Source organism: Enterococcus sp. FZMF (assembly GCF_030263915.1).
Classification (GTDB): Bacteria; Bacillota; Bacilli; order Lactobacillales; family Enterococcaceae; genus Enterococcus_D; species Enterococcus_D casseliflavus.
Window position 1 is genome coordinate 2,528,617 of record NZ_CP127160.1, and the last position, 20,303, is coordinate 2,548,919.

The 20,303-nt window shown below is 42.7% G+C and carries 17 protein-coding genes and 2 pseudogenes; 1 reads left to right on the top strand and 18 read right to left on the bottom strand.

Annotated elements, in window-relative coordinates:
- Positions 1 to 14: 14 nt before the first annotated feature.
- From murD to QN079_RS12380, 7 genes are all read right to left on the bottom strand, one after another.
- Positions 15 to 1,373, bottom strand: coding sequence for a UDP-N-acetylmuramoyl-L-alanine--D-glutamate ligase (murD, locus tag QN079_RS12350; RefSeq protein WP_289229845.1), 1,359 nt, complete (start codon positions 1,371 to 1,373; stop codon positions 15 to 17).
- A 12-nt stretch (positions 1,374 to 1,385) separates the two neighbouring features.
- Complete coding sequence (mraY, locus tag QN079_RS12355) at positions 1,386 to 2,348, bottom strand: phospho-N-acetylmuramoyl-pentapeptide-transferase (protein WP_010749769.1); 963 nt, start codon at positions 2,346 to 2,348, stop codon at positions 1,386 to 1,388.
- Between the two features lie 19 nt (positions 2,349 to 2,367).
- Entirely contained in the window at positions 2,368 to 4,563 is a 2,196-nt protein-coding gene (locus QN079_RS12360; protein ID WP_151195492.1) for a penicillin-binding transpeptidase domain-containing protein, read from the bottom strand.
- Positions 4,564 to 4,983 (bottom strand): cell division protein FtsL, encoded by a 420-nt coding sequence (gene ftsL, locus QN079_RS12365; protein ID WP_289229846.1) that lies wholly within the window; start codon positions 4,981 to 4,983, stop codon positions 4,564 to 4,566.
- 5 nt (positions 4,984 to 4,988) lie between these two features.
- The gene (gene rsmH / locus QN079_RS12370) at positions 4,989 to 5,948 is read right to left on the bottom strand and encodes a 16S rRNA (cytosine(1402)-N(4))-methyltransferase RsmH (RefSeq protein ID WP_005228794.1); all 960 of its coding nucleotides are present in this window, start codon (positions 5,946 to 5,948) and stop codon (positions 4,989 to 4,991) included.
- A 25-nt stretch (positions 5,949 to 5,973) separates the two neighbouring features.
- Positions 5,974 to 6,405 carry a division/cell wall cluster transcriptional repressor MraZ gene (mraZ, locus tag QN079_RS12375; protein WP_005228792.1) on the bottom strand — a complete coding sequence of 144 codons (432 nt, stop codon included), beginning with the start codon at positions 6,403 to 6,405 and terminating at the stop codon, positions 5,974 to 5,976.
- A 198-nt stretch (positions 6,406 to 6,603) separates the two neighbouring features.
- A complete protein-coding gene (locus tag QN079_RS12380) occupies positions 6,604 to 6,972 on the bottom strand; it encodes a DUF3397 domain-containing protein (RefSeq protein WP_005228786.1) in 369 nt (122 codons plus the stop codon).
- Positions 6,973 to 7,304: 332 nt separating this feature from the next.
- Between QN079_RS12380 and QN079_RS12385 the strand changes: the two genes are divergently transcribed.
- On the top strand, positions 7,305 to 7,424 hold the full coding sequence (locus tag QN079_RS12385) for a DUF4044 domain-containing protein (RefSeq protein WP_005237290.1): 120 nt from the start codon (positions 7,305 to 7,307) through the stop codon (positions 7,422 to 7,424).
- A gap of 64 nt (positions 7,425 to 7,488) precedes the next feature.
- Here the strand turns inward: QN079_RS12385 and cls are convergent, their stop codons facing one another.
- The 11 genes and pseudogenes from cls to QN079_RS12435 form a co-directional block, all read right to left on the bottom strand.
- The gene (gene cls, locus QN079_RS12390; RefSeq protein ID WP_005228785.1) at positions 7,489 to 8,934 is read right to left on the bottom strand and encodes a cardiolipin synthase; all 1,446 of its coding nucleotides are present in this window, start codon (positions 8,932 to 8,934) and stop codon (positions 7,489 to 7,491) included.
- A 124-nt stretch (positions 8,935 to 9,058) separates the two neighbouring features.
- Positions 9,059 to 9,943 carry a permease-like cell division protein FtsX gene (gene ftsX, locus QN079_RS12395; RefSeq protein ID WP_010749773.1) on the bottom strand — a complete coding sequence of 295 codons (885 nt, stop codon included), beginning with the start codon at positions 9,941 to 9,943 and terminating at the stop codon, positions 9,059 to 9,061.
- Positions 9,936 to 10,622, bottom strand: a complete 687-nt coding sequence (gene ftsE, locus QN079_RS12400) for a cell division ATP-binding protein FtsE (RefSeq protein WP_005228783.1) — start codon at positions 10,620 to 10,622, stop codon at positions 9,936 to 9,938. Before ftsE ends, ftsX begins: the two co-directional genes overlap by 8 nt.
- 112 nt (positions 10,623 to 10,734) lie before the next feature.
- Positions 10,735 to 11,842, bottom strand: a protein-coding gene (prfB, locus tag QN079_RS12405; RefSeq protein WP_100214389.1) for a peptide chain release factor 2 whose coding sequence is annotated in 2 segments (ribosomal slippage) — positions 10,735 to 11,769 and positions 11,771 to 11,842 — 1,107 coding nt in all. Because the reading frame shifts where the segments join, the coding sequence is not laid out codon by codon here.
- Positions 11,843 to 11,930: 88 nt separating this feature from the next.
- A pseudogene (locus tag QN079_RS16700) lies at positions 11,931 to 12,005 on the bottom strand (SEC-C metal-binding domain-containing protein); the annotation flags it as partial.
- Between the two features lie 45 nt (positions 12,006 to 12,050).
- Positions 12,051 to 14,432, bottom strand: a pseudogene (gene secA / locus QN079_RS12410) (preprotein translocase subunit SecA); the annotation flags it as partial.
- Between the two features lie 248 nt (positions 14,433 to 14,680).
- On the bottom strand, positions 14,681 to 15,496 hold the full coding sequence (locus QN079_RS12415; protein WP_289229848.1) for a DUF1189 family protein: 816 nt from the start codon (positions 15,494 to 15,496) through the stop codon (positions 14,681 to 14,683).
- Between the two features lie 10 nt (positions 15,497 to 15,506).
- Positions 15,507 to 16,340 carry a sugar ABC transporter permease gene (locus QN079_RS12420; protein ID WP_289229849.1) on the bottom strand — a complete coding sequence of 278 codons (834 nt, stop codon included), beginning with the start codon at positions 16,338 to 16,340 and terminating at the stop codon, positions 15,507 to 15,509.
- 2 nt (positions 16,341 to 16,342) lie between these two features.
- Positions 16,343 to 17,632 carry a carbohydrate ABC transporter permease gene (locus QN079_RS12425; RefSeq protein WP_010749778.1) on the bottom strand — a complete coding sequence of 430 codons (1,290 nt, stop codon included), beginning with the start codon at positions 17,630 to 17,632 and terminating at the stop codon, positions 16,343 to 16,345.
- A gap of 160 nt (positions 17,633 to 17,792) precedes the next feature.
- Positions 17,793 to 19,058 carry an extracellular solute-binding protein gene (locus tag QN079_RS12430; RefSeq protein WP_289229850.1) on the bottom strand — a complete coding sequence of 422 codons (1,266 nt, stop codon included), beginning with the start codon at positions 19,056 to 19,058 and terminating at the stop codon, positions 17,793 to 17,795.
- Between the two features lie 156 nt (positions 19,059 to 19,214).
- A complete protein-coding gene (locus QN079_RS12435) occupies positions 19,215 to 20,162 on the bottom strand; it encodes a LacI family DNA-binding transcriptional regulator (RefSeq protein WP_005228774.1) in 948 nt (315 codons plus the stop codon).
- Positions 20,163 to 20,303: the final 141 nt, after the last annotated feature.

The following is a 20,303-nucleotide window of genomic DNA, read 5'->3' on the forward strand; positions in this document are numbered from 1 at the left end:
TCCGTCACTCATTTCTATTTAAGTTCTGCTACTGCCGCCATAAATTTGTCGCCGCGAACTTCAAAATTAGGGTATTGATCCCAACTTGCATTCGCAGGTGACAATAAAATCGTATCTCCAGCAGCACTTAAAGAAAAGGCTAATGGGACGGCTGTTTCAACATTGTCTGTCATTTCAATTGTTTTTACCCCTGCAGCTTGAGCAGCAGCGGCTAATTTTTCCTTTGTTTCACCAAACAACACGATGGCTTTTAGCCCTTTTAGTGCGGGAACTAAGTCATCAAAGCTGTTCCCCCGATCCAGACCACCTGCCAATAAAATCAGTTTCTCATTGTCAAAGCCGCCTAATGCCATTTCTGTGGCTAGAATGTTTGTTGCTTTGGAGTCATTGAAAAATTTCACCTGATTGATGGTGGTGACATACTGAGTCCGATGGGGCACGCCTGTAAAGGTTTGTAACGCTTGCTTAATGGCTTCGTTTGGCATATCGCAAAGTTTACCGACAGCAATCGCTGCTAATGCATTTTCAATATTATGATCTCCTGGCACGCCAAGTTCATCAGCTGCCATAATCACTTCTTCTTTATAATAGAGGATACCGTCAAGCATGTACGCGCCTGCTACTTTTTCCTTGGTGGAAAAAGGAATGATTTGCGCTTTTGATTTTGTCGACAGTGCTTCTAGTTCTGGCTGGTTCCAGTTGATCACCAAATAATCATCTGCAGTCATTCGCTGTTGCAATCGCCACTTTGCTAGGACATACTCTGGACGACTGCCATGGTAATCGATATGGGCTTCATAAATATTGGTGATCACGGCGATTTTTGGTCGCAAAGTATCGATCCCCATCAATTGGAAGCTAGACAATTCCATGACTAATCGGTCTTCCGCTTTGGCTGTTTGAGCAACGGAACTTGCAGGAAACCCAATGTTCCCAGAAAGCAGTGCCTGCCCTTTTTGCATCCCGGCGTTTAAGACATTGGCGATCATGGTCGTTGTGGTGGTTTTTCCGTTCGTACCAGTAATGCCGATAATCGGAGCCTCAGAGATTTGATACGCTAGCTCCACTTCCGTGATTACAGGAATTTTTTTCTCTAAAGCTTTTTGAACAAGGGGCTGTGAATAAGGGATTCCGGGATTTTTCACAACTAACGAAAAGCCTTCATCCAATAATTCGTTTGGGTGGCTGCCAGTGATCACTTTGACCCCTAACGCCAAAAGATCTTGTGCTTCGGGATTTTCAGCAAATGGCTTGCCGTCATTAACGGTCACAAGTGCGCCCAAATCATGTAACAATTTGGCCGCACTGAATCCACTACGCGCTAATCCTAGCACAAGAACTTTTTTATTTTGATATGTTTTAATTTTTTTCATTTTCTTCATCTCCTACCATACAAGGGCTATTGTGAGCAACGAGCAACCTAACGCAATACACCAAAAAACAGTGTCGATCTTCCACTCAGACCATCCGCTCATTTCAAAATGATGGTGGATGGGTGACATCTTGAAGATTCGTTTGCCCGTTAATTTGAATGAGGCAACTTGCAGCATCACGCTTGCTGTTTCACAAACATAGACCAGTCCGACAAGCAAGAGGGTCCATTCTTGGTGTAAAAGAATCGAAATTGCTGCCAGCAGACCGCCTAAAGCCAGCGAGCCGACATCCCCCATAAAAATTTTAGCCGGTTTGCGATTGTACGGAAAGAAGCCGATCAATCCGCCAATGATTGCTAGACAAACGATCAATACATCAATTTGATCTTGCCGCCAAGCAATCAGTGCGTAAGTTGAAAAAGAAATCGTGCCCAGTCCTGCGACCAGACCATCGATACCGTCGGTCAAGTTGACTGCATTTGAAAAACCGACCAGCCAAAAGATGACGAACACTCCGTAAAAGATCGACAGTGGCACATCGATCCCAAAGAAATTTAACACGTCTGCATTGCCTTCCGCTCGAAAAACAAAGTAAAAGACGAGTCCGCCTAAAATTTGTCCAATCAATTTTTGCAGCGAGTTTAAGCCCATATTTCTTTTGCGGAAAATCTTGATGAAATCGTCAAGAAATCCTAATGCACCATAAACCAAGGTAATGAACAAAAGAATGAACAATGAAGCAGTCAGTTGATTTTGCCATGCCCCTACCCAAATTGCAGTGATCATTGCAGAAATCAAAAATACAAACCCACCCATCGTTGGTGTACCAGCCTTTACATTATGCCATTTAGGGCCGTCACCACGTATTTCCTGTCCGTATTTCTTCATTTGAAAATAGCCGATAAACAAAGGCATCGCGGCTGTTACGATCGCAAAGCCGCTTGCCAAAGGTAATATCATCTCTGTCCATTCCATATCGTTCTCTCCTATTATTCTATTCGTTTTCGCTTAGTGTAAACTTGATCGATTGTCCCGATAACTCAGTATAAGGCTCCACGCTCTGTTTGGTACAATAGCCGTCCCCTTCAAAACTGACGTCCACATTCAACAGACTGCCAAATTTGATCAAATCTGCTTTGGACCAGGAGGTCGTATCAGGCATGTAATACTTGTCGCTATCCGTAATCAGCAGTACTCGTCCGCCAGGCATGATCGAAGTGCCGCTGTCAACGGACTGTGCGATGACCTTCTCGCCATCACCGATGACAACAGGGGTCAACCCAGCTTTTTGAACGTCAGTTGCCGCTGATTCTGTATCAAGATTACGATAATCCCCTACAGTCGTTTCACTACCTGAGGTTGTACTATCTTCTAATGCAGAATTTTTCAGATCCATGACTCGTTTCATCAATGGATTGGCAATTTCACCCAACACGGTGCTTTCGTGCTTCTCTGGCAATTTGATCGTCAAATACAAAATATATTCAGGTTCTTCTGAAGGAAACATCAAAACAACAGAATACAGATAATTGGTACCCCCAGACAAATACTTACCGGTCGTTGGATCGGCTACTTGGGCTGTCCCCGTTTTCGCGGAAATATTGTAGCCCGGTAGTTCATAGACACCATAAGCACTTCCGTAATTTTCACTTTCGACAACATCACGCATATATTCCCGTACTTTTGTTGCCGCTTCTGCTGTGATGGGATGGCCAACTTCTTCTGGTTGTGTGACCGTTTCTTCTCCTGTATTGCCATCAACGATTTTACTAATAAATTGTGGTTTCAACATCGTTCCGTTATTTGCCACCGACGTAAAGGCCTGCATCATTTGGAAATTCGTCACACCAATCGCTTGACCAAATGACGTCATCGCTTGGCTGACAGGGTTATCCTCTGGTGTGATCCCAGTATTTTCGTTAGGCAATCCTGAATAGGTACTGCGACCAAAACCAAATTCTTTTAAGTATTGCTGCCAACGATCTGCCATTCGCTGTTCCAAGGTCACCATTCCAATATTACTCGACCATGAAAGTGCTTGGCGCATCGTCAGTGTTCCTTTTTGACCGAAGTCCCAGTCGTTGATGGTTGCATCATAAAGTTTCATTCCATCAGGGCTTGGGGTAAAAGTTTCGTTTTCATTAAAGATCCCTTGATCGATCGCTGCTGCCGTCGTCAAGATCTTCATGGTTGATCCTGGCTCGTAGTTGTCTTCAACTAATAGGTTTTGCCAATCATTGATGGAATCCAAATTTTCTGGATTATAGGTTGGTCGTTGCGCCATCGCCACGATTTCACCCGTTTTTGCATCCATTAAGTTCGCTGTTAAGTTTTCTGGTTTGTTTTCTTTAAAGACACTGTCCATCAGCGTTTCCAAGTAGCTTTGGATCCGACTATCGATGGTCGTATAGACGTCTTTCCCATCCACCGCTGCAACAGTTTCGGCTACGGTTCCTGGCAACGGATTTTGATTGTTGTCTTTTTGATAAACGATCTCGCCATCGGTCCCAGAAAGCACGTCATTGTACGCAGCTTCTAGCCCGGTTTTCCCAACTAGACCAGTATCGTCATCATTGGCAACAGCATACCCGATAAAGTGAGAAGAAAAGACACCATTCGGATAAAGTCGAGCTGGATGACTGTCAAAATGAAAGCCAGCAATCCCTTCTTTTTCCATTGCATCTTCAATCGCATTCTTTTGTTCTAATGTAATATTGTTCCCTTTGCTTCCAAAAGAAACACGCCATAATTGTTGCTCAAGCCCTTCTTCTAATGTATTGACTGCTGTTTCTTGGTCGATGGACAATACATCCGACAAGATTTTGCCCAATTTATTGAAGTTTGCTTCTTCTGCAAAAAGATTCTTTTTGCCATCTTTGTAATTTTGGTTCAAAACAGCGTAAATTGAATACGAGGTCACATCTTCAGCAATTGGAATCCCATTGCGGTCATAGATCGTTCCACGTTTCGCTTTGATGACTTCACTGCCTTCATAAAGATTTTTCGTTTTTTCAGCTAAGGAAGTCCCAGCGACATCTCCGACAATAACGATGTAGCTCAAACGCGTGACAAACAAAAAGAACAATCCAATACTCGTAGCAAAGAGAATAATACCTACTTTTTTGCGATTGTTCGTTGTAGTTTGATTGTTCTTTTTTAAGTATTGCTTGAATTTATCTGTTAACTTCATTTAGTCCACTTTCCTTAAATTGCCGTCATCGATCGACAATCCATTATCCTCAGCAATCTTTTGGATGCGCTCGGTTTTAGAAAGTTCATTTTTCTCTTGTTCCAACTGTTCTGCTTGTGTTGTTTTTTCATTGATATCCGATTGGATCAAAGAAATATCGTGTTCGACTTGACTGATATTGGTTCGAATATTTATGGTCAAGATCGCCAACGTCAATACAGAGATGATCACAAAGGCAGCGATCAGTTTTTCCAGAGTAGAAATGCTTTTTAACCGACGAGCCGGAGATGCTGGTACGCGGATGACCTCAGGACGCTGGGGATCAGTAGGCAGTTTTTCAGTTGTCGGTTCAGAGTGTTCCATAGGTCGTGATTCAAGTGGTTCTCTGAATTCATAGTCATGAACTTTTAGTTCTGCCATAGTTGTTACCCTTCGCTTTCCTTGATTTTTTCCGCGATTCGCAGTTTCGCACTGCGAGAACGATTATTTTCAGCTACTTCTTCCTCAGTTGGAAGAAGTGGTTTTCTTGTTATAAGTTTAAGTGTTGGTTGGAATTCTTCTGGTATCATCGGCAAACCTGGCGGCATATCCTTCGGTGTGCTGTATTCCTTGAACATCGATTTCACGATGCGATCTTCTAAAGAGTGAAACGTGATGACACTCACACGTCCGTTGACTGCTAAAAGATGAATCGCTTGTTCAAGTGATTCTTCAATCACACCTAGCTCATCATTGACTGCAATGCGAATGGCTTGGAAAACCCGTTTTGCAGGGTGTCCGCCTTTTCTTCTTGCTGGCGCCGGAATGGCTGTTTTGATGATATCGACCAATTCACCCGTTGTTTCGATTGGATGATCTTGTCGCACCCGCTCGATTTCACGAGCGATTTGTTTCGAGAATTTTTCTTCTCCATAACGGAAGAAGATTTTGACTAATTGGTGGTAGTCGAATTGATTGACTACTTCATAGGCAGTCAATGCTGCAGTTTGATCCATCCGCATATCCAGCGGTGCATCTTGGTGGTAGCTAAAGCCGCGTTCGGCTTCATCTAATTGGGGTGAGGAAACACCTAAATCGTACAAAATCCCATCGACTCGGCTCACACCGTGTTGATGCAATGCTTCCTTTAAATAGCGGAAATTACTTTTAATGAACGTAACCATTCCTTTAGCAACATATGGTGCTAAACGTTCTTTCGCATGATCGATAGCAGTTTGGTCTTGATCAAAAGCAAAGAGATGTCCCTCTTCAGACAGTTGCGACAATAAATATTCACTATGACCGGCTCCACCTAATGTACAATCGACATAGACGCCTTCTGGACGAATCTTTAACCCATCAACGGTCTCCTGTAGCATAACGGTGTAGTGTTGAAAATCTGCCATGTGTTTTTTCCTCTTCCTATCAAGCCTATAAGCCAAAATCAATCATTGTTTCAGCAATTTCATCAAAGTTTTCTTCTGCTTCTTCAGAGAATGCTTGCCAACGCGTTTCATCCCAAATCTCGATTCGGTTTGAAACGCCGATGATCACACAGCTTTTGGTAAGGTCTGCATGATTTCTCAATGTAACAGGGATATTGATTCGTCCTTGTTTATCGATTTCGCACTCTGTTGCAGCAGAATAAAAGAAGCGGACAAATGTCCGAGCGTCCTTTTTCGCTAAAGGCATTTCGTTTAGTTTTTCTTCAAGTTTTTCCCATTCAGATAAGGGGTAGCCAAATAAACAGCCATCTAATCCACGTGTCACAACAAATTTTTCTCCGAGTTTTTCTCGTAGTTTTGAAGGGACGATTAGTCGGCCTTTTGCATCTATCGAATGTTGAAATTCACCCATAAACATCGATAAATAACCCCCGATCTCCACCTGATATTCACAGTCTACCACAATCCCCCACTTTCTACCACAAATTATATGAAATTTGAAAGGGAAGTTGTTTGACTTTTCTTTACCAAATGAGGAAAAAGAGGAAAACCGACTACTTAAAGTTTTTAAAAAAACTTTAAGTGAAAAAATGGGCGTTTATCAAGAGTCAAAACACTATAAGTAACTAACAATATTTAGAATGATCAAAACGACATGAAAAATGATCGTAAATAGAAAAATACTACGCCAATACATCTTTAAATAGCGACCATATTGGATCTCCTCATAGTAATATGCCTGAAAAACTGCCAGCAGAATCCCTAATAAAAAAATGGAGATCAAATAGTACAATGTGATCGCTTGATCAAAAGTATACTTTGATAATTGATGAATCCCGACCATCAAAAACGGTACTGCTAAATCCGGTGCCTTCACGTGGTAACGATCATTCAAGGACAACGCGGAAACAATGAACCGACAGGCGAAATAGACGAGCACAGGGAAGATATACCAAAACAAAACGATTGGATTAAATCCAGACATACAGCAAAATCCTTTCTAACAACTAGTGTCACTATACTTTATTTTCTTTACATCCGTGTTTCAGTTCTTTTAAAAATCTGAGCTGGAATAAGACAGTCATGAAATTTTTTAAGGAGCCTCTTTGTTCACCAGCCGACTTTTGAAAGTCTTGAAGAATGCATTTCTTTACCTATTAAAACAGAAGGGCGTATCTTCAACAAGTCTATCTTGCCATTCTAATGATTTTTTTTGTCCTGAAATTGAAAATTTCTTAATTTCTCCTTGGTTCAACTTGAGTTCTTGTGTATTTGAGGGTAAACTGTCACTAGAATAACTCTAAAAGGTGGATTAGAATGAACGAGAAAAAACCAAAAAGTACCTTTGCAAAAATCACGCAAGTCGTGATCTGGACCATGCTTATTCTCACTGTTGGCTCGATTTTCTTAGCAGCATACACAAGTATTATGGGTTAATCCTATTAAAAAAGTGCCCTTTTCCAAAATGATGGCTTCCATCTTTTGGAAAAGGGCACTTTTTTTACAGCAAGGGTGACACAAGGCGTGCCAAGCCTTCTTTGATTTTGATCGTCAGCTTTCTTTGCTGATACGCTTCGATCGTTAAGTGCTTAGAATCGATCGAATCCGCCAGAAACGCTTCTTTCGTTTGCGTCGCGAGTTGTGCATCGTAGATGATCGTATTGACCTCAAAGTCTAAACGAAACGATCGGACATCGATATTTGCTGAACCAATCGAAACGAGCCCACTGTCAATGATCATCGTTTTTGCATGCATAAACCCTTTCTCATAGGTTTCGATGACTGCCCCAAAATGCAGCAGCTCAGCCGCAAAGGAATAGGTCGCCCAATATACCAAGGGATGATCCGGTTTGTTAGGGATTTGTATATGAACTTTCACCCCAGAAAGCAGTGCCAACTTCAAGGCATTGTGAATGGCTTCATCCGGAATATAATAAGGTGTTTGGATCAAGATTTCCTTTTTGGCTAAGTTGATCATTTTCAGATAGGTCATTTTGATTTCTTCATGTTCCGTATCAGGACCACTCGTGATGACTTGGGCTGCAACTGTCCCGACTTGTTTAATTTCAGGAAACAAGGAAGGATCATATTTGATCTCCAACGCATGTTGTGAATTCCAATCCATCAAAAACCGATTTTGCAGCGAATAGACAGCTGAACCGGCAATTCGCAAGTGATTGTCTCGCCAATAACCGAATTTTTCCACTTGCCCTAGATATTCATCTCCCACATTAAAACCGCCTGTATAGCCAATTTCTCCATCGATCACCACGATTTTCCGATGATTTCGATAATTGATTCGCGGATTGACATAAGGAACGAATAAAGGAAAGAAGAAGGCAATTTGACCGCCATGTAGACGCAACTCATCAAAAAACTTCAATGATACTTGGGTGCTGCCCCAAGCATCTAATAAGACTCTTACTTTTACGCCTCGCTTCGCCGCGCGCACCAGTGCCTCTTTGACTTCATTTCCCAATGTATCACTGCGATAAATGTAATATTCCATATGAATGTGATTTTTTGCCTGTTCGATATCCGCGATCAAGGCATCAAATTTCTGCCGTCCGTCGGTATAAAGCGTCATACTATTCGCTGTCGTATACAGGGATTGCCCAAAGACTGTCAACAGGTAGACCAGCTGCTGCACTTCTACCTGCGCGGTCGGCGGATGCGGAAACAGCTGACGAGCGAGGGCTTGTTTTTGTTCTTCTAATTCAACATTCAGCCCCACCTTTGCCTGTGAGCGCATATCAAAGATCTTTTCCTTAGAGATCCCTCTACCAAAGAAAAAGTAAAGCACAAAGCCAACGATTGGAATGAACATCAAGACCAAAAGCCAGGCCCACGTTTGAGCAGTCTGCCGCCTTTCTCTGAAAATGATAATGATTGATAACAAAATATTGACTATAAATAAAATGGTTACCAAATTATCCATTACAACCATTTCTCCACCTCTTCCCCGATTTCCCGCTACTAAAGCATATCAAAAAATAGTACCTAAAGTAAAGAAACACTGTGATGAAACAAAAAAAGCCGATCTTGACGATCGACTTTAAGAAAACATCGGTTTAGAATTTTAAGAAACGTCGCATTGATAAGACAGAACCAAGTGAACCGATCACGATCCCAATCAGTGCCATCACACCGCAAACTTGTAATAGAAACATATTTGGTGCAATTAAACTGTAATTTGAACGCAGTAAGGATGGATTGACCATTGCATAAACTTGGTGGTAGCCGAAGTACATTAATGCAATCGGAACGATCGAACCTAAGAGTCCGATCCAGCCGCCTTCAAGGAAGAATGGCCAACGAATGTAGCCGTTTTTCGCCCCCACCAGACGCATGATCTGAATTTCTCTTTGACGAGACAAAATCGTGATCCGAATCGTATTAGAGATCAGGAACATTGCCACAAAAATCAATAAGACAGCAGCAGCTAAGCCCCAAGTCCGCACAGCAGCAGACAATTCAAAGATTCGGTCAGAAGAATCTCCGCCGTAATCGGCTTTGAAAACATTTGGCAATTCGCCAGCTTGCTCAGCGATCTCTGTCGTATACTCTGGATCTGTTGCACTGACGACAAACACGTTATACAGCGGATTGCTGTCGCCTTCGAACAAGTTCCATGAATCCCCCATTGCATCTTGGATCTTCTGCAATTCTTCGTCTCGGCTAGAAAATTTCACTTCTGAAACGTTCGGCAGATCATTTAAGGACTGTTCCAAAGCATCCATGTCTTCTTGTTCCGTACCAATATCAACGAAAACCGAAACGTCCACATTCTCGCGAATGTCTTCGGCTAGTTTTGTTGCATTTAAGATTACACCTAGAAAAATACCGACTAATGTCAGTGTGATCGTTACCGCACTCAATGACGCAATAGTCATCCAGCCGTTACGCTTTAAACTTTTGATACTCTCCAGGAGATGACGGAAAAATGTTCTAATCATCGTAACCATATTCTCCTTCCGCTTGGTCGCGAATAATGCGGCCATTTTCAATCGCGATCACGCGATGACGAATCGTATTTACGATCGTACTATTATGGGTCGCCATAACGACCGTTGTTCCTTGGGCATTGATCCGATCAAGCAGCTTCATGATTTCCCATGAGTTTTCAGGATCTAGATTCCCCGTTGGTTCATCCGCAATCAATACTTTCGGCGTATTTACGATGGCACGAGCGATCGACACCCGCTGTTGTTCCCCACCGGAAAGCTCACTTGGAAATACCCGCACCTTATGTTTCAGGCCGACCAAGTCTAACACTTCCATCACCCGTTTTTTGATATCACGAGGTTTGCGGCCGATAACTTGCATTGCATAAGCAACATTTTCAAAGACCGTTTTCCGTGGTAAAAGTTTATAATCCTGAAAGACCACGCCGATTTCCCGACGCATCAATGGGATCTCGCGGTTTTTCATGCCGACCAAATCATATCCTGCGACATTCAAAACGCCTTTAGTTGCTTTTTCTTCCCGATACATCAATTTGATAAAGGTTGATTTACCGGCACCCGATGGGCCCACGACATAAACAAACTCTCCTTGATCAATTGAAATCGAAAGGTTACGGATAGCAGTCGTACCATTAGAGTACTTTTTCATTATATCTTTCATTTCTATCATACAGCTATCTCTCCATCTCAAATTTTCATTCTGGCTTATTATAGCATGAATATATTTCACCTTGCTTGCAACAGATTACAATTATGTTTCAATCTGTTTAAGTCACACAAGGTTATTTTTGATTCAGTTTCAGCTTCAAATACGCGTCGATAAAGCCATCCAAATCGCCATCCATGACTGCCTGTACATTCCCAGTTTCGAAATTCGTTCGGTGATCTTTGACCATCGAATAGGGATGGAAGACATAAGAACGGATTTGCGAGCCCCAACCAATTTCTAACTGCTCGCCTCGCAAAGCTGCTGCCTCTTGCTCTTTCTTTTCCACTTCTAATTGATACAGCTTGGCTTTCAACATCCCCATCGCTTGCTCACGGTTTTTCAATTGTGAGCGCTGGGCTTGGCTAGCAACGACCGTTCCTGTCGGAATATGGGTGATCCGCACAGCAGATTCGGTTTTGTTGATGTGCTGTCCACCCGCACCACTTGCGCGGTACGTATCGATTTTCAAATCATCTGAGTTGATTTCCACATCGATCGCCCCATCTAATTCTGGCATCACATCCACCGAGCAAAATGACGTGTGCCGTCTCTTGGCTGAATCAAAAGGTGAGATCCGAACTAAACGATGAACGCCTTTTTCCGATTTCAAATACCCATAGGCGTTGTGGCCTTTTACAAGTAAAGTGACACTTTTGATCCCCGCTTCATCACCAGCTTGATAGTCGAGGGTCTCTACTTGATACCCGTGTTGTTCGCAAAAACGAGTATACATCCGTAACAGCATGCTGCCCCAGTCTTGTGATTCGGTACCGCCTGCACCAGGATGAAGCTCGATGATGGCGTTATTTCGATCATAGGGTTCATCTAACAGCATCGACAATTCATAAGACGCCATTTTCTCGTTTAGCTTCGTGATCCGTGCTTCAAGTTCTGCTTCCATTTCTGGGTCTGCTTCTTCTTGAATCATTTCCAACATCACTTCCAGCTCTTCCAATTCTTCTGCTAACTGATTGAACTGATCGTAGGTCTCTTTGTTGGCATTGTTTGCGTTAATGACTTGTTGAGCTTTTTCTGAGTCATCCCAAAAGGTGGGATCTGCCATTTGGTGTTCCGCTTCCGCAATGTCCTCTTCTAACTGATCTAAGTCAAAGAGACCCCCTAAAACTGATTATTTTTTCATTCATCTGGGTCAATTGATTCCGAATATCTGCGATTTCCATTAAAATTCCTTCTTTCTTTTTTTCTTACAAACGAAAGTAGACTGGACAAAAACGTCTGCCAGCCTACTCTCAACTTTTTCAAAACGTGTTACATATTTTTCCCGTGGCAATTCTTGAATTTTTTCCCGCTGCCGCATGGACAAGGATCGTTACGACCAACGTTTTTGAAACTTGGTGCTTGGGCAGCAGGTGCTTCTTCTACCCCTTGTGCTTCCCCTTGAGCAACTTGTTCCCGTTGAACGTTTTGACGAATCTCTGCCTTCATAAAGAGACGAGTTACTTCATATTCGATCGCTCCAACCATGTTCTCAAACATATTGAATCCTTCTGTTTGGTACTCAACTAATGGATTGTTTTGTCCATAAGCCCGTAACCCAACCGATTGACGCAGCTGATCCATAGCATCGATGTGGTCGGTCCACTTCGTATCGACAACTCGTAAGATGACGACTTTTTCAAATTCCAGTAATTGTTCTGGACTATTAAGTTGTGCTTTCTTTTGTTCAAAGACTTCTTCTGCCCGTTGGTTTAGGTAGTCTTTGATCTCTTGAGCTGATTTGCCCTTGATGTCCTCGATACTGATAGTATCTTCATGAACAAGTGCATTCGCCGCAAAATCAACGATTCCTTCGTAGTTCCAATTGCTTTCTTCTAATTGCGTATGACTGTCGACGACTCGGCTGATGGAACGTTTCACCATATTCATTAATTGTGGTGAAAGATCCGTTTCTTCCATGATCACTTCTTGACGTTGTCCGTAAATAACTTCCCGCTGTTCTCGCATCACGTCATCGTATTGCAAGACGTTTTTCCGAGTATCGTAGTTATTGCCTTCCACTCGTCGTTGGGCAGATTCTACTTGTTTTGAAAGCATCTTGCTTTGGATCACGGCGTCGCCTTCATCGATCTTCATCCGATCCAAGAACACTTTGATTCGTTCAGAACCAAAACGCTTCATTAAATCATCTTCTAGCGATAAGTAAAATTGCGACATCCCTGGATCTCCTTGACGTCCCGCACGTCCCCGCAACTGATTATCGATCCGTCGTGATTCATGACGCTCAGTACCGATAACTGCCAAGCCGCCTAGTTCTGCAACACCAAGACCTAACTTGATATCCGTTCCCCGACCAGCCATATTGGTCGCGATCGTTACAGCGCCTTTTTGTCCCGCATTCAAAATGATTTCTGCTTCTTTAAAGTGATTCTTGGCATTCAATACTTCATGAGGAACTTTCTCACGATCAAGCATCGATGACAATAATTCAGAAGTCTCAACAGCGACCGTCCCTACAAGCACGGGTTGTCCTTTGCGGTGACGCTCTTTGATGTCTTGAACGACTGCTTGGAATTTGCTCGTAAGCGTTGGATAAAGCAAGTCCGCACGATCATCCCGTAAGATTGGTTTGTTCGTTGGAATCTGAATGACTTGCATGTTATAGATTTCTCGAAACTCTTCTTCTTCCGTTTTTGCTGTACCAGTCATCCCAGACAGTTTTTTGTACATCCGGAAGTAGTTCTGGAATGTGATCGTCGCCATCGTTTTGGTTTCATCTTCGATTTCGACACTTTCTTTCGCTTCGATCGCTTGATGGAGCCCATCAGAATATCGGCGACCATCCATGATCCGACCTGTAAATTGGTCAACGATCATTACTTTCCCATCTTGCACGACATAATCGATATCGCGAATCATAATGTAATTCGCTCGTAGTGCTTGATCCAAGTGATGGGTCAATGCCGTGTTTTCAATATCATACAAGTTTTCTAAGCCGAAGGTCTCTTCCGCTTTTTCGATCCCACGTTCTGTCAAACCGATCGTTTTTGATTGGATATCGATTTTGTAGTCTTCTTCCGTCAAGCGTTTGACAAAATTGTCGACCCGATTGTAAAGCGCAGTTGATTTTTCTGCTTGTCCTGAAATGATCAACGGTGTTCTCGCTTCATCGATCAAGATCGAATCGACCTCATCGACGATGGCATAGTTTAGTGGACGCTGTACCATTTGATGACGGTAAACCACCATGTTGTCCCGCAAATAGTCAAACCCTAATTCATTGTTTGTACTATAAGTGATGTCACAAGCATATGCCGCACGTTTTTCTTCTGCTGATTTTGAGTTGATGTTCAAGCCGACCGTCAACCCTAAAAAGTTGTACAGCTCCCCCATCTCAGTCGAGTCACGAGTTGCCAAGTATTCATTGACAGTTACGACGTGGACACCTTGACCGCTCAAAGCATTCAAATAAACAGGTAATGTCGCCGTCAAGGTTTTCCCTTCACCCGTACGCATCTCTGGGATATTCCCATCATGCAAGACGATCCCACCCATTAATTGGACGTGGTAAGGATAAAGGCCCAAAACGCGTTTTGCAGCTTCACGTACTACTGCAAAGGCTTCAGGTAATAATTTATCCAAAGTCTCTCCCTCTTGGAAACGACGACGAAATTCATCGGTTTTCCCGCGTAATTGTTCATCAGATAAAGCGGCCATTTCATCCGCATGTGATTCAACTTGATTCGCAATATGGTCAAGACGTTTTAATTCTTTTTTGTCGTTTTCGATTAATTTTCTAAAAAAATTGGCCATACCTTAATAATTCTCCTTTTACTTCTGCATTATCCTAGCTGGAAACTCTCCTAACTATTTTAGCACTAGTTCACCATAAATGAAATATTTTTCGATAGAACTATCGCATCAATCTTGCGTGATAAACGGATTCTTAACCTTTTTTCACAGATTTTAAAGAAACGCGGGAAAAAAAACACGCAACAAGCCATTGATCGGCGCTGAAAGTCCAGCACACGCCCAAACGTCTTGTTGCGAAGGTTTGCAAATTATGCCGTTTTAAAACGGGTTTTTAAGAAAGCTAAGAAGAGCATTAGTAGCATGCCTAAAGACTGAATCCCGATCATCAAGACGATATCAGCGCCAATAAATCCTGCCAACATCGCAACGAGAGAGCCTGCCCCCAGTGCATTTAAAATCACGTTCGTACTTTCTTTGAAGCTGCCGATTGTCGATAGTCGTGATTTTTTCGTCAACCAGAGGAAAAACGCTGCGCCTATGACTAGAATACTATTCATTGTCACCAATAAAAATGCCACTGTGATCGTCTGACTGAAGAAAATCGCTGTCTCGTTGTTGCGATAGAAGCCGTCTTCGATTGCTTTTTGAAACGAAGCCGCATCATCTACTTGATCAGGTGCCATTTCCGCCGTGTAACGCATTTCATAGTGATAAGTTTGTCCATCGATTTCTTCTTTGATGGTCCAGTCTGTTTCCCGAAAATTGATGGCGTATTTCGCTTTTTCAAGAGCCGCTTCTGAAAGCGCAACGCCTATGATCCCCGCTTCTGTTTGGGAAAAGACTTGTGACTCATCCGCTAAAAGTTTGCCATCTTCCAGCTGCAACTCATTGTATTTTGCTGCCGTTTCTGCCGTCACGAGTGTTTTTGCATGGGGAAAAAATGCCGCAAAGGCTTGATCCGTTTGCTTGCTGATCATTAAGGTCAACGGGATCATCAGCAAGGACATCAAGAAAACATAGACGAACACTTGCTGCCAGCGATTTAATTTTTTACGCCATGCATAGACTTTTGTTGGAGAAAAAATGGCCCCAAAGTACGTTAAGGGAAATCGTTGTTCAGACATCCTATCATTCCTATCCTTTTGTTCCGCCAGAGGTCAAACCTGAAACAAAGTATTTTTGTAAGAAGAAAAACAGTGCAGCGATCGGTACGGCGATCAAAATCGCCCCAGCCGCAAAGAGTGCGACCCGTTGGTTACGGGCATCATTGATAAAGGTTTGTAGCCCGACTGCGACGGTCAAACGCTCTTGTGAGCGAAGCAAGAATCGCGCCAGCAAGAATTCGCCGAATGGTCCCATAAAGGCCCACAATGCTTGGACGGCAACCATTGGTTTTACGAGGGGCAAAACGATTTGCCAAAAGATGCGAAAATGCCCTGCACCATCAAGTTTTGCTGATTCATCCAAGTCGATCGGTACCGTATCAAAGTACCCCTTCATCAGCCAAGTATTCATCGGAATCCCACCACCGATATAAATCAGTGTCAAGAACCAGAAGCTATCTAGACCGTTTGCTAATAAGCCCATGACATAAAAAGCGGTCAACGCCGACATTGTCGGTACCATTTGAACGATCAAGAACACCATCAGACTACTTTTACGACCAGCAAAACGGTAACGACTGTAAGTATACCCTGCTAACGTTACGATCATTACTTGAACGATCATCGTCGAAACGGCCACGATCAAGGTGTTTTTATACCATGTCAAATACGGGGTTTCATTGAATAAACGTCGAAAGTTGTTCAATGTCCAATCCGCATCAAAATCTAAGCGAAAAGCGATCATGTTCCCTGCCTTGAAGGCTGAGGTTGCGGTAATCAACAAGGGATAGATGATAATGATCGATAACGCGATCATAAACAAGTAGGTAAATAATTTGCTGAAAGAAAACTTCTTCTTTTTCATCCTCAATCCTCCATATTAAATGCATTCGTCTTTTTAAACACCAGTAATGAAATGGAGATCACCACAAAGGAAATGATCAAGGTCAATGCAGAAGCAATCGAATATTGTGGTGAGCCGCCGGTCGTCAGTTTGTAGATCCATGAAATCAAAATATCTGTCGATCCAGCATTTCCGCCTAAACTTCCTGGTCCACCTTCGTTAAATAGATAGATCATCGAGAAGTTATTAAAGTTCCCTGTATATTGCGTAACGAAGGTTGGGGCTGCTACCAAAAAGATTGCCGGCAGCGTAATGTTCCGAAAACGCTGCAACGCATTGGCTCCATCCATTTTTGCTGCTTCATACAAATCTTCGGAAATGGATTGTAAAATCCCCGAAACCATTACATAGATGTAGGGGAACCCTAACCAACCCTGAATCAAAATAATCGCCGTTTTCGTCCAAAACGGATCGGTCTTCCAAGCAATGTTCCCAATATCCACAAAAGGCAGATTGTTCAATAGCGGGATCACCTGCGTATTGATCGCTCCTGCGGTATCATTAAACATATTTGAAAAACTCATGATTGTGATAAACGCTGGCACCGCCCAAGGAAGCAAGAAAATCACCCCAAAGACGCGACGAAACTTCACAAATTTTTGGTTGGCAACAACTGCTGTCAGTATGCCGAGTGTAATTTGCAAGGTGGTTGCTAAAACGGTCCAAATCACCGTCCAACTGAATACTTTTACAAAGGTGTCGCGGTAAGAACTTAAGGTGAAGATATTCGTGAAATTCGAAAAACCGATCCAGTCGATTAAGTTTGCTGGCGGAATGTGTCGAAAATCATAGTTGGTAAATGCCATAAAGAGCGTCACCATTACTGGAAAAATAATTGCTACGATCATTACCAAGTAGGCAGGGATCGTCAGTAAGTACGCGAACCCATCTTCGTATAATTTTTTAAAAAATTCTTTTCTCGTAACAGCTACCGGGAAGCCTTTTTCAATGCTTTGCCGAACCTGATAAGCATCTTTGATATTTAAAACCCAAAAGATAATGAAAATAACGGTAACGATGACCTGCAGTGTTCCTTCAATCAACAAGAACAAAGAGTTGTCTTCCATCGGCACTGATCCGAGTGTGACAAAGTTATAAAGTGCTTGTCCACCAAACAAAAGCATTTCGACCAGAAAAATCAGAAAGGCTGCAAAAAAGAGACCCGCTTTGAATTTCTGACCATTTTTGAATTGTCCCCCACCAGGGATGATTGAAAGAAGCGCTGTCTGCATGGCTTGTGAATTCGTCCTCATATGTATCCTCCTTAAAATCGAAAGTCTGCCAAGCGGCCGACGATCGATAGAAAACAATCTCGTCAAGCAATTTCTTGCGTGCTACGTTGCAAGGAATCCTTTTGACAAACATCCTCTATAGAATCGTCGACATGAATGACAGACCGTAATCGGCTAATTATTAGTATTTCTGCTCAATCGCTTCTTCGATTGTTTTGGCAGCATTATCCGCTGCTTCTTGAGGAGTCATATTGCCTGAACCTGCATCAAACAGCATGTTTTCAGCCCCTACCCAAACCTCAGACATTTCAGGGATATTTGGCATTGGTTGTGAAACACTGTATTGCTCAATCACTGCTTTTGCTACTGGATCATCAGAAGCAGCGACTGTTTCTTGAGCCATAATGTTCGCTGGAATATCATGACGCATGTCATACAATTTCTCTTGATTGGCTTCGTTGGTCAAATACTCGACAAATTGTTGAGAAACGTCTTTGTTTTGTGAGTAGTTAGATACCACCCACGCTTTTCCGCCGCCAAATGTTTCATAGTCGTTGCCGTTGTTTAGCGTTGGGATTTTCGCTACTCCATAGTTGATGCCTGCTTCTTCAAAGCCGTTCACGCCCCATGGTCCATAAATGATAGCTGCTGTTTTGCCTTGATTGAAGTAATCCAACATCAAGTTTTCGTTGGCTGATACATCAAGCATTCCTTGCGGCCAGACATTTTGGAACCAATCAGTTGCATACGTGATTGCTTCAACAGAACCTTCATTGTTCAGCCCTAGATCAGATGGATCTGTTCCTTCATCACCAAAGACATACCCGCCATGCCCCGCTAATAGACCATACGTATAATAAAAGTCCGTCCAACGAGCTAAGAAACCAACATTGTCATCGCCTTCTGCAAAACGATCATCTTTTGCTAGTTCTTCTAAATCAGAAAAAGTTGCTGGTGCTTCATCGATCAAGTCTTTGTTGTAGAACATGACAACCGCTTCGATCATTGCTGGTGCGCCATAGATCTTATCATCGATGGTCACTTGTTGCTTGTCTATATCGCTGTACCGTCCATCATCTGGCAAAGTCATTTCTGCCAAATGCCCTTGGGAGCCTACTTGACCCACACGGTCATAAGGAGACATCGTAACATCTGGGCCTTTCCCAGCAGGACCGTCTAGTTGAAGCGCATCCATTTGATCGAACATGTCCATTTCCACAACGTTGATGGTGACATCATTTTCAGATTCAAAGTCAGATTTCACTTCATTGATATAATCAATATAGTCTGCGCCTACAGAGACCGTGATCGTTTTTTCATCGCTACCTGAACCTGCATCTGCATTACTACCATCGGTACTACCGCCGTTGCCGCCACATGCTGCAAGCGCTAACAACGCACTTCCTGAAACTAATCCTAGAGCTGCCTTTTTCCAATTCACTTTCATCCTGTTTACCTCCTGCAATTTGTAACTCTATTATGCAACCGGTTTCTTAAAATGGCAAACATTTTCTAAATGTTAGCGATAACAAAAATTGAAAAAGCCTTTAAATTAAGATATCGAGGAATTGAAAAGAAATTGCGCAACCATTTGCTTAATTTTTCACCTTGTGGATTCACGAACCACGAGTTGCGGTAAAAAGCGCTGTTGTCGCAGGCTCGTATCGTTCTGTTCAATTTTTTGAATCAGTAATTCACCACAAGCTTCGCCCATCTCAACGATGGCTTGCTTCATAGTCGTCAACTTGGGTGAGCTGACCTGATCCAAGAATACCCCATCGTAGCCGACAATCCCAAAATCCTTTGGTATCTGCGCGCCAATCGACTGCAAGCCTTGATTGATGCCTAGTGCCAAACGATCCGTCGCACAAATAAAACAAGTATTTTCCGCAAATTGCTCCTTCTGTGCTGTGATAAACGTGCGGGCTGCGGAAGAACGGTTTTCAAAACGATGGATTTTTGGTGCTTGTCCTGTTTTTGTGACTGTATCTATGTACCCTTTTTCTCGGCTTTTCGTAAATGCTTCTTCCAACTCTAAACCAATATAGACCAAGTGTTGATAGCCAGTATCGAGGGCGTGTTTACAAGCAGAAACGATCCCTTGGTAGTTGTCACTATCAACAAAGCTGAATCCAGCTTCATTTTCACCAAATAGAACGACGGGTTTCTTTAAATTTTTTATCCAGTCCATATCCTTTTGGCGAAATCCCGTAATGATACAACCATCTGCTGGGCCACGATCCACCCCATCCGTCGTAACCAGCTGCAACGAATAATGCGCTTTGCCGATGGAACGAGCGATCCCCACTAATAAATTCATATAGTATGGCTCCGTCGTGTCCATCTCCTCTAAGATATACACTTTGATGATATGGGAACGCTTGGAAACTAATGATTTGGCAGCAATATTCGGTTGATAATCCAGTTCTAGCATTGCTTGATGAACGAGCTGCTTTAGCTCTTCGGTCACTTTATCTGGATGGTTGATCACTCGAGAAACGGTCATTGCGGAAACATTTGCTTTTTTGGCGACATCTGCTAACGTAGTCATGATTCACTCTCCCTGTATTATTTCATCTATAGTATAACACAATAAAACAAAAGAGAAACAAAGCCAACTTTTATATAGAAAGATTTCTTGCTTCATTCCAAAAGATAAAAAAACAGAGCAGCTTCTCAGCTACTCTGTCAA